Annotated in this window: 16 protein-coding genes; 15 read left to right on the top strand and 1 reads right to left on the bottom strand. The window is 63.2% G+C overall.

Going from position 1 to position 8,702, the window contains the following annotated elements:
• Positions 1-155: 155 nt before the first annotated feature.
• The 15 genes from LDN95_RS22505 (at position 156) to LDN95_RS22435 (ending at position 6,553) form a co-directional block, all read left to right on the top strand.
• Positions 156-347, top strand: coding sequence for a hypothetical protein (locus LDN95_RS22505; RefSeq protein WP_226019750.1), 192 nt, complete (start codon positions 156-158; stop codon positions 345-347).
• A 34-nt stretch (positions 348-381) separates the two neighbouring features.
• Entirely contained in the window at positions 382-702 is a 321-nt protein-coding gene (locus tag LDN95_RS22500; protein ID WP_226019749.1) for a hypothetical protein, read from the top strand.
• A complete protein-coding gene (locus tag LDN95_RS22495) occupies positions 689-961 on the top strand; it encodes a hypothetical protein (RefSeq protein WP_226019748.1) in 273 nt (90 codons plus the stop codon). Before LDN95_RS22500 ends, LDN95_RS22495 begins: the two co-directional genes overlap by 14 nt.
• 49 nt (positions 962-1,010) lie before the next feature.
• Complete coding sequence (locus LDN95_RS22490; RefSeq protein ID WP_226019747.1) at positions 1,011-1,400, top strand: DUF4326 domain-containing protein; 390 nt, start codon at positions 1,011-1,013, stop codon at positions 1,398-1,400.
• Between the two features lie 190 nt (positions 1,401-1,590).
• The gene (locus tag LDN95_RS22485; RefSeq protein WP_226019746.1) at positions 1,591-2,154 is read left to right on the top strand and encodes a hypothetical protein; all 564 of its coding nucleotides are present in this window, start codon (positions 1,591-1,593) and stop codon (positions 2,152-2,154) included.
• 15 nt (positions 2,155-2,169) lie between these two features.
• Complete coding sequence (locus LDN95_RS22480; RefSeq protein WP_226019745.1) at positions 2,170-2,505, top strand: hypothetical protein; 336 nt, start codon at positions 2,170-2,172, stop codon at positions 2,503-2,505.
• Positions 2,502-2,699 (top strand): hypothetical protein, encoded by a 198-nt coding sequence (locus LDN95_RS22475; RefSeq protein ID WP_226019744.1) that lies wholly within the window; start codon positions 2,502-2,504, stop codon positions 2,697-2,699. Before LDN95_RS22480 ends, LDN95_RS22475 begins: the two co-directional genes overlap by 4 nt.
• Positions 2,696-2,959, top strand: a complete 264-nt coding sequence (locus LDN95_RS22470; RefSeq protein WP_226019743.1) for a DUF2312 domain-containing protein — start codon at positions 2,696-2,698, stop codon at positions 2,957-2,959. Before LDN95_RS22475 ends, LDN95_RS22470 begins: the two co-directional genes overlap by 4 nt.
• Positions 2,959-3,474 (top strand): hypothetical protein, encoded by a 516-nt coding sequence (locus tag LDN95_RS22465; protein WP_226019742.1) that lies wholly within the window; start codon positions 2,959-2,961, stop codon positions 3,472-3,474. Before LDN95_RS22470 ends, LDN95_RS22465 begins: the two co-directional genes overlap by 1 nt.
• Positions 3,471-4,040 (top strand): hypothetical protein, encoded by a 570-nt coding sequence (locus LDN95_RS22460; protein WP_226019741.1) that lies wholly within the window; start codon positions 3,471-3,473, stop codon positions 4,038-4,040. Before LDN95_RS22465 ends, LDN95_RS22460 begins: the two co-directional genes overlap by 4 nt.
• A 40-nt stretch (positions 4,041-4,080) precedes the next feature.
• Positions 4,081-4,287: a hypothetical protein gene (locus LDN95_RS22455; RefSeq protein ID WP_226019740.1), complete on the top strand. Its 207-nt coding sequence runs from the start codon at positions 4,081-4,083 to the stop codon at positions 4,285-4,287.
• Between the two features lie 117 nt (positions 4,288-4,404).
• Positions 4,405-4,791 (top strand): hypothetical protein, encoded by a 387-nt coding sequence (locus LDN95_RS22450; protein ID WP_226019739.1) that lies wholly within the window; start codon positions 4,405-4,407, stop codon positions 4,789-4,791.
• Positions 4,792-4,800: 9 nt separating this feature from the next.
• Positions 4,801-6,084 carry a tyrosine-type recombinase/integrase gene (locus tag LDN95_RS22445; protein WP_226019738.1) on the top strand — a complete coding sequence of 428 codons (1,284 nt, stop codon included), beginning with the start codon at positions 4,801-4,803 and terminating at the stop codon, positions 6,082-6,084.
• Positions 6,081-6,344 carry a hypothetical protein gene (locus tag LDN95_RS22440; RefSeq protein WP_226019737.1) on the top strand — a complete coding sequence of 88 codons (264 nt, stop codon included), beginning with the start codon at positions 6,081-6,083 and terminating at the stop codon, positions 6,342-6,344. Before LDN95_RS22445 ends, LDN95_RS22440 begins: the two co-directional genes overlap by 4 nt.
• On the top strand, positions 6,341-6,553 hold the full coding sequence (locus LDN95_RS22435; RefSeq protein WP_226019736.1) for a hypothetical protein: 213 nt from the start codon (positions 6,341-6,343) through the stop codon (positions 6,551-6,553). Before LDN95_RS22440 ends, LDN95_RS22435 begins: the two co-directional genes overlap by 4 nt.
• Before the next feature lie 312 nt (positions 6,554-6,865).
• Here LDN95_RS22435 and LDN95_RS22430 read toward each other — a convergent pair whose 3' ends face one another.
• The gene (locus tag LDN95_RS22430; RefSeq protein ID WP_226019735.1) at positions 6,866-8,506 is read right to left on the bottom strand and encodes a DUF6065 family protein; all 1,641 of its coding nucleotides are present in this window, start codon (positions 8,504-8,506) and stop codon (positions 6,866-6,868) included.
• Positions 8,507-8,702 lie beyond the last annotated feature (196 nt).

The raw sequence follows: 8,702 nt of genomic DNA, 5'->3' as shown, positions 1-8,702 counted from the left end.
GATACCGTTCCGTCACCGGCACCGCACGCCTCTCTGGCCAGTCCGCACTCAGCGCAATCCGAGACCTCGTCGACGGACGCTTCGCGGTCGCTTGATCGGCCTCATTGCCAACCACCTGAGCAGTTACGGCTGACGAACCCCGCACCACCCGCGAATTGTACTTGCGGCTTGCCGCGCAGGATGAAGCCGAATGCGGCGATAGCCTTTACCCCAATGGTATCCCGGCCGATCGCCCTCGCACTTGGGCCGACCGCGCCACGGTCCGTGCCTGCGCACTGCTGCTGCTGGTCGAAGTCCTCGTCATCGGCACCTTCATCCTGATCCAGTTGGCCAACCTCAATGGCTGACACTCTTTCCCACCAGCCAACCAAGGAGATTTCCATGGCTGATATTACCGCACCCGATCAATGGATCGGAAAATATGTCGTCGTGCGCACCCGTGACGCAGGTGTGCACGCCGGCATTCTCAAGTCACGCACCGCACGCGAATGCGAACTGACCGAAAGCCGCCGCCTCTGGTATTGGAAAGTCGCGGAAAACGGTGCATTCCTCTCGGGCGTGGCTACCAATGGCCTTGACTATAAGGCCAGCAAGATCGGCGCGCCGATTGACGTGCTGCTTACCGAAAACTGCGAGATCATCGCCTGTTCGGAAAAGGCTGCGCAGTCGATCGCGCAGGCACCCACCTATGAGCCGCGCTAATGCATCCGGCGACGGCTACGGCTCCGGCGACGGCTCCGGCGACGGCGACGGCGACGGCTACGGCTCCGGCTACGGCTCCGGCGACGGCTCCGGCGACGGCGACGGCGACGGCTACGGCTCCGGCTACGGCTCCGGCGACGGCTACGGCTCCGGCTACGGCGACGGCGACGGCTACGGCTACGGCTCCGGCTACGGCTCCGGCGACGGCGACGGCTCCGGCTACGGCGACGGCTCCGGCTACGGCGACGGCTACGGCTGATCCATCTTGGAACCCGGGGGATATTCCCCCGGGTTCAACCCTTCGGTCTTTGCCGCCACTGCCGGATCATAAACCGCGACGCGTCCAGCGCTCTCGCCGCAAGGGTTGGCAGATGCCGGAGGGCACGATCTATGTCGGCCGACCGACGATGTGGGGCAATCCGTTTCAAGCGATGCGCTGGGGCCATGCCAAAGGCGTGATCCTGCATGATCAATGGCTTCAGGGGCGCGTCGGCGCAATGACGCTGGAACAGATGGATTTCTGTCCTGCAGAGGTCGAGGCCATCGAACGTCTGCGCATCCGCGTGCTCACCAATCTGTACCGGCTTGCCGAACATGATCTTGCCTGCTGGTGCCCCTGCACCAGCGCATGGTGCCATGCTGAAACACTGCTGCGGCTCGCACCTGTCCATGCCGATTACGAACGGTGCGCAGCGTGAAAGATCCAACATGGAAGCCCAGCACCTGCACCGACTGTGGCGCGCCATGTCCCAGTTACTCGCTGACCGGTCCCACCGGCCCATGGCGCTGCCTGTCGTGCAACACCATCGCCACAGCCGCACCGGCTGCCAACGCGGCCAAAACCGCCGCGCCCGCCTCGGCTGACCCCGCACCAGAAAGTCGACTGCTATGAACTGGTTCACCGATCTGCTCGATGAAGCGCGGGCTCAGGCAGATGAATATCGCCGTTGCCGCGCCGCCACACCCGAACTGTTCGGCAACAGCGCCGATGGCGCGATGGATGGGACCGATGAAAAGAGCGGCCCGCAATTGTTGATCGTTTCCGCGCCCGATGAAAAGTCGGGCTGGATACTGTGGCACGTCCACAAATGGCCATGGCCGATGCAGTATTGGTATTGCTTCGGCAAGGCGTGGGACAGCCGGGGCGAACGCACCAACGAACTACTGATGATCGACGTGCGCGATATCCCGCAACGCTACCACGGCCGCCTCAAGCTCGACAGCAAGACCACCTGGCATAAGAACGCCCGGAAGATCCTCGGCCGCGCCTTGGCCGATGGCTACGATCTAGCCGCCCACGCTGCCAATGCGGCGGCAGCCGCCCACGCCGAAGCCGAAGATCGGCGCGCAAATCGCATCCAACGCGCCGCCACCGGCCTGTGTGTCCACTGCGGCGCGCTACCCGCCACGATAGATGGCGAATGCGAACCCTGCTCCGAAATTCCCTTCTGATCGAGAGGAAACTGTATGAGTTTTTCCCACATCCTTGCCGAAATCGGCGACGAACGTGTGCGCCAGGTGCTGGCCGAAGGGTACGACCTGCGCCACGATGATAGCCATATTCATGGCGAACTCGCCCGTCACGCCGCCGTGCTGGCGATCTATGCTGGGCTGCCCGAACTTGATCGCAACCACGCGGTCAACTTCGGCCCAATGCATTATGGCGCACACACGATCTGGCCTTGGGTTGATTACGAATTCCGGCTCACCAAGCCCCGGCGTGATCTGGTCAAAGCCGCCGCGCTGATCGTCGCCGAAATCGAACGCCTCGATCGCGCTGAATTGCGGAAGGACGCAGCATGACCACGCATGACTTGCGCTTCACAACGCTGGAAGGGCTGAAACGGCGGGCCAAACAGTACGGCAAGGCTAACGGCATAAAGCACGCCGAAGCGCTCGACACGGTCGCGCGTGCAGGCGGCTATGCGAACTTCACGCAGGCGCGCCGCGCGTTGACCGAAGGCAGCACCATCGAAACTGGGAATGTCGAGCAATGACCCGCCTTGGACACAACAGCGCGCGCAATGCGCAGGCAGATGAGCAGTTGCGCCTGCTGATCGAGCGCATCGAGCGGCTTGAGGAAGAAAAGAAGGGCCTCAGCGACGATATCAAGGACGTTTACAGCGAGGCCAAGGCGACCGGCTACGACGCCCCGACTATGCGCCGGATCGTCCGTCTGCGGAAGATGAAGCCCGACGATCGCCGCGAAATGGAAGCGGTGCTGGAAACCTACAAGACCGCGCTGGGGATCGATTGATGGGCGGCCCGAAACCATGCCTTGGCTATCGCAGCCGCAGCGAGGCGGTGGCCGCGCTGCAGGCGCAAGGGCTTTCAATTCGCCAGATTGCCGATCGCATCGGCGTGCGGCCATCGATCGTCACTGCGCTGGGCGGTCAGCGCCAGCGCCCGGCGCGCAAGCTCAGCGATGACCAGATCGCCGATATTCTCGAACGCCGCGAACGGGGCTGGGGCTATACCCAGCTTGCCGATCGCCACGGCGTCACCGCAGGCGCGATCCATTACCAGTGTCTTAAGCACGGCGCTGTCTCGCCCCGCCAGCGCGCCCTTCCGGTGCCCATCGCGCCTGCTGTCCGCATCGGCAAGGACGGCACTGTGCAGCGCGTGTTCACCGCCGCCGACGATGCCCGCCTGCTCGAACTCGAAGCGCAGGGCCTCAGCTATAACGCCATCGCCCGTACCATGGGCCGCGCCTACACGTCTGTTCGCGTCCGCCTGATGACTTTGGCCCTGCGCGAGGAAATCGGCGCATGATCGCCCTTCCCGAAATCGCCGCCGAAATCGCGCGCGAAGCCGCCGCGCGCCGCGCCACCTATCCGGCCATGATCGCCCGGCTGAAGATGACCGAGCAGCAGGCCGCCGCCGAATATGCTCTGTGCGCGGCGTGGAGCTCCGATCTGGCGCGCTATGCGGACTGGATGAACAGAGCCGCCCCTCGCGCGCCGATCGTGCCCGTGGCCCGCCAGCACGGCTTCATCTGGGCCGATCGCCGCCACGGCATCACCCGCGAACTCGATCGGCGCGCCCGGCTCTATCCCCGCTGGATCGCCGCCGGTCAGCTCGACCAGGCCGAGGCCGACCAGCGCACCGCCCGCCTGTCCGCACTCGCCGATATCTATGACGACGGGTTTGACTGGCACGACAGCTTCGGCACCCGCCCGCCCTTCGGTCGCCGCTTCGCGCGCGATGACGATCACACCCCGGCCGAAGCCGAAGCCATCCGCCAATGGTGGACCCACGTCCACGCCACCCTTTCCGCGCGCTACGGCACCAGCCAACAAGAGGCACTGCACCGCCCGCGCACTGGCCAGATTTTCTGAAATCCGCGCCGGGCGGCACCCGGCAAAAAAGGAGAATACGATGACCGTATCCGTGTCGATCAGCGTCAACGGCAACTACAAGGTGCCGGTAAGCTTTAAGCAGGGTGAGCGTGAGGAGAACCATGTCGTTTCCGGTCGCGGCCTCGACCAGCCCAATGTGCAGCATATTGCTTTCTATCACGGTCCCGACGTGATGACGCTTGTGGTTGGCCCCGAAGAACCGGACCACGGCGAAGGCGAAGAATAACCCCGCCCGAGCGGGTCGCACGGGGCCGGTCAGGCGATCTTGACCGGCCTCACTTCCCCAAGGCACACTAAACCGGCGTCGGCATCCGGCCGCGCCCAGGGTCGAAAGGACCAGAACATGCTTGAACAATCCCACCCTCTCACCATCGAACAGCAGCGTGATCTGGTCGAACGCGCGGTCGATCTTCTCGGCGGCACACAAGCCGCCGCCAACGCGATCGGCGTCAACCGCCGCAACCTTGGCCGCTTGCTGTCGGGTGTTTTGCGCATACATGCGGGCACACTCGAAAAACTCAGCGCCGCGCTGATTGCCCATGCCGACGAATGCCGCGCGCTGGAACGCCGTTTGAACCCCGCCTTTTCGCGCAACCGCAGCGCCGCGCAGGACCGCCCGCCGCACCACGATGGGACCGCCGTTCGCCGTCGGCCGCCAATCGATCCTGCCTGTGTCGCCGAAGCCGCCGCGCGCCTCGGCCTCACGCGCGCGCCCAGCGGCGATGAATAGGACTAGCCCATGGCCAAGATCACCATCCCGTGCCTGGTCGGCAAGACCAACAAAGCGGGCGTCACCAACTGGTACTGGCAACCCAGCGCCACGCTCGCCCGCGCCGGGTGGCGGCCGTTGTCGTTGGGCCAGGACGAATGGAAGGCCGTCGCCGCTGCGCGTGCACGCAATGACGAAGTCGAGCAGTGGCGCAACGGCGGTGCAAAGCCGCGCGAGATCAAGGCGCCTGTCCAGCCCAGCACCTTTGCCGCATTGATCGACCGCTACCGCCGCGAACGCGTCGAGGGCAAGAAACCCAATGGCCAGCCCCTGCTGCGGCCCAAGACGCGCGCCGTCTATGAAACCAGCCTCAAACGCCTGGAAGCATGGGCGGGCAAGCATCCTGTCAGTTACATCACCCCGCTGCGGGTAAAGGCGTTGAAGGATGCCAATGCCACGACGGTTGAGATGGGTGGCCTCGGCCACGCCGCCGCGTTCAATCTGCTGCGCCAGTTGCGCCAGGTGCTGGACTTCGCCGAAAGCATCGAGCTGATCCCAAAGGGCAGCAACCCCGCCACCGATTTCGATCTTGGCGCACCCCCGCCGCGTCGGCAGGTGTGGGAAGCTGACGACGAAGCCGCCTTCATCGCTGCTGCCTATAAATTGGGCAAACCGTCGATGGCGCTGGCGATCGAACTGGGGCTCTACACCGCCCAGCGCGAAGGCGACCTGATCGGCATGACCGAACCGCAGGTGCAGGAACTGGACTTGTTCGATCCCGTGCTGGTGCAACGCCTGGCGGGCAAGGATGGCAAGGTTCGGGGCTGGTGTTTCAATCAGACCAAGACCAGCAATGACCAGTACGAAGTGCGGATGGAAATCCCCTTCGAACCGACAATTCTGGTCAAGGTCGAAGCGGCGATCCGCGCCAATCGTGCACGCGATCGCGCTGCCGATCCGCCGCGCTTGCTTACCCATGTCCTGATCGATGACGACACCGGCAAGCCGTGGAAGCAGCGCCACTTCATCAGCACCTACCGCCGCATCATCGATGAAGCGGTAAAGCATACCGGGCGCACAGGCATGGAGGACTTGGTCTGGCACGATCTGCGCCGCACCCGCGTGGTCCGCCTGCGCCGCCGGGGCATGCCCATGGAAATGATTGCCTCGATCACCGGCCACAGCCTGCAGGCCATCAAGGAAATGCTGAAAGTCTACGGCCCCGTCGACGCCACCATCACTGCCCAGGCGATCGCTGGCACACTCCCACCCCAAGAGCCAGAACAGGCCGAAACCAACGAGCAAAGCGCGTGAGCATGTTAGATCGAGCGCAACGTGTTTGGTTCAGGCGGCAGGCAGATTACCCGGTGCGGTGGTGGTTCACGGACGAGGATTTCGACGAACTACGCGCCTGCCCGCCAGCGATGAATTTGCCTCGCATTGAGTTGGTCAAAAACGGCTATCGCCTGTTTGGGCTGCCTGTGAGCATCGAACGCTTCGGCCAGCCCTCGCGCCTGCTGCTGCGAGACGGTACCACCATTCCGATCATGCAATCCAAGGAGCAAAGCGCATGAAGGACGATAAACTTTCGCCTGAACTCCAGATCTGGATTGATGAGGCTTCAGCGATTCCCAGCGATGCGCTGGACAGCCTGCGCACAAGGCGCGCCGCTGACGGCACCATCGCAACCAAGGTTACGTGGAACGGCCAGCAGTTCGAGTATACCCCGATCACCATGGCCGAATTCTATGACTTGGGCCCTTCCAACAAACCGGCAGATTAACGCGCAAGTTGGAACGTTTTATACCCAAAAAACCGCAGAAAACCGTCATCCGGGATACTTTGGGAGCAGAGGGTCGCAAGTTCGAATCTTGTCTCCCCGACCATGAAACCAAAGGCTTGGGCCGCCGCATCGGACGGCATTTTTCGCAGCCTTCGCGCCAGTCTTCGCGCCAGTCTTCTCAGTGCGCTCCGCCAGTGCAGCCACGACTCGCCGCTGATCGACAGCCTGCCGCACTTCCAAAGCGGCTTTGGCGTTGAATAGAGCGACCTCTTTGGGGGGCAATGCGGCGAAAAGGCCGGGGCCGGAACCAGATCAGAACGGATAAGACTCGAAGAAATCATTCTTCCACTTGAAGTGTGTGTAAGTAATGGAAATCGAGAAATCCAAAGCTTCTACCTGGTGCCACCAGCCGATCGGAATGAACAGCATCTCGCCCGGCATCAGCGTGACATCGAAGAACCGGATGTCGCGCAGGTTGCAGTATTCCGCAAGGTCGATGGCGGGATCGGTGACATCCGTGATCCTGCTGAAGACGTGCTTGTCGTTGTAGAGCTTGGGCAAGTCGGTTGCCGCAGCCAGGATCACCCGCTTGCGACCGGTGACCTGCACCAGCAGATTGTTGGTCAAATCGTGGTGAAGCGCGGTGAACGTCCCTGCTGGCCCGATCCACATCATCCCGCCCGCATCTTCGGCACTTTGGACCAGAAATTTGTCGAGGCGGCCAACATCGGCCTGCAACGGCGCGAGCGCCGCCGCATTCGTCGCCGAGTTGTAGGCGGTCAGATAGGCATCGTTGCCCGCCTCTGCGGTGATCATCGCGATGAACCGGTCGAACGGCATCTGCCGGACATGGTCGTCCTTGTAGCGTTCGAAATCGGCGCTCGCCGCCCGACCGCCCTGATACTCGACCGGCGCATCGCCGATCGCCTTGCCGAGGTAGGCGGCGTTCCACAGGTCAAGCGCGGGCCATGCCGCAATCTCGCCCGCGATGATGACCGGGCGACCCGGCGCATAGAAGGCATCCAGAAACGTCTCGCCCGAAAGGTCGTGGACACACAATATGGCGCTCGCACTGGATGATAGCGCGCGTTGCTGGCCAAGCGTATCAAGCAGCCAGGCATATTTGGCGCTCGGATCAGATGATGCCGCAGCCTCAACTGGGGTTACCGCTTGCGCTACCGGGCGCAGCATGGCCGCGGCGGCGCCACCGGCAAGTTCGGCATGGGCAAACGCGTGCGGCTGAAGCTTGGTCACGTGGTCGGCGACGGGGCATGTGCCATCGGGCATCCGCCCGCGATAATAGAGCTTCTGCCAGCGGTCGGCGGGCTTTTCGGGAGGGTGCGCCTGAATGTCCCGGTGAAAGGCATCGCGCGCCAAGGACCATTGCTCGAACGCCGCCTTCAGTTCGGGAGCATCGTCGATCGGGACGAAGGCCGGTTCGACGCCATCCAGCACGCCGCGCTGAACCGGAAAGATATGGGCAATCGGTTCGTTCTCCTCGAACCGGACCCGGTGATGGGGCCGGGTCAGCCGCCAGTTCATCGTGAAACTGTAAGGCGACCAGTCGGTCTCGACGATCGCGGTCAGCGGCGCTGCGCCATCCTTGAAGGTATTGGGCGGACCCGAGACATACAGGTTCCAGCCCGGCGAGGTCCGCAACAGACCCTCGACATGAATCGTGACGATGCCTTGGCCGAACAGGGCGACGGGCGGCATGTCTGGTCTGTCGCCCTGATCGACGGTGACCACTACGTCGTCAGCCGCAGGGCCACCGTTCCACATCACCTCAAACCCGCACGGGTTCAGGATCTCCCAGCCGTGACTGTTGGCGATCCCCAGCGGCAGACAGCGATAGGGGAAGGATTCCGGCGCATCGTCCATCCAGCGCCGCTTCGCCATTGCCGGACGGATGCGCGGTTCCCAGCCGGGAAACAGGAAGCACGACAACTCCATCGATCGGGATCCTTTGGTGAGCATCGTGCTTCGGTCTTGTCGGGTGGATGAATTCGACGCTCAAGTTCGGTAACTGCTCAGGAGGTTGGCAGAAAATGGTTGCGCGGTGACTCGGAGTTTGATTCACCCTGCTGATGGCCCCACCCCCGCTTCATGTGCTGAGCGAAGCTGAGAAGAACGAGCTTCTTCTGGCCCA

It is taken from the genome of Novosphingobium sp. FKTRR1, assembly GCF_020404405.1.
Lineage (GTDB): Bacteria > Pseudomonadota > Alphaproteobacteria > Sphingomonadales > Sphingomonadaceae > Novosphingobium.
Note: the sequence above shows the minus strand (reverse complement) of the source record. Positions and strands in the feature narration are given on the sequence as shown.

Coding starts and splice junctions, on each gene's coding strand:
- LDN95_RS22455 (WP_226019740.1), top strand. CDS start 4,081: ATGACCGTATCCGTGTCGATCAGCGTCAACGGCAACTACAAGGTGCCG.
- LDN95_RS22445 (WP_226019738.1), top strand. CDS start 4,801: ATGGCCAAGATCACCATCCCGTGCCTGGTCGGCAAGACCAACAAAGCG.
- LDN95_RS22435 (WP_226019736.1), top strand. CDS start 6,341: ATGAAGGACGATAAACTTTCGCCTGAACTCCAGATCTGGATTGATGAG.
- LDN95_RS22470 (WP_226019743.1), top strand. CDS start 2,696: ATGACCCGCCTTGGACACAACAGCGCGCGCAATGCGCAGGCAGATGAG.
- LDN95_RS22480 (WP_226019745.1), top strand. CDS start 2,170: ATGAGTTTTTCCCACATCCTTGCCGAAATCGGCGACGAACGTGTGCGC.
- LDN95_RS22460 (WP_226019741.1), top strand. CDS start 3,471: ATGATCGCCCTTCCCGAAATCGCCGCCGAAATCGCGCGCGAAGCCGCC.
- LDN95_RS22485 (WP_226019746.1), top strand. CDS start 1,591: ATGAACTGGTTCACCGATCTGCTCGATGAAGCGCGGGCTCAGGCAGAT.
- LDN95_RS22495 (WP_226019748.1), top strand. CDS start 689: ATGAGCCGCGCTAATGCATCCGGCGACGGCTACGGCTCCGGCGACGGC.
- LDN95_RS22500 (WP_226019749.1), top strand. CDS start 382: ATGGCTGATATTACCGCACCCGATCAATGGATCGGAAAATATGTCGTC.
- LDN95_RS22430 (WP_226019735.1), bottom strand. CDS start 8,506: ATGGAGTTGTCGTGCTTCCTGTTTCCCGGCTGGGAACCGCGCATCCGT.
- LDN95_RS22465 (WP_226019742.1), top strand. CDS start 2,959: ATGGGCGGCCCGAAACCATGCCTTGGCTATCGCAGCCGCAGCGAGGCG.
- LDN95_RS22475 (WP_226019744.1), top strand. CDS start 2,502: ATGACCACGCATGACTTGCGCTTCACAACGCTGGAAGGGCTGAAACGG.
- LDN95_RS22450 (WP_226019739.1), top strand. CDS start 4,405: ATGCTTGAACAATCCCACCCTCTCACCATCGAACAGCAGCGTGATCTG.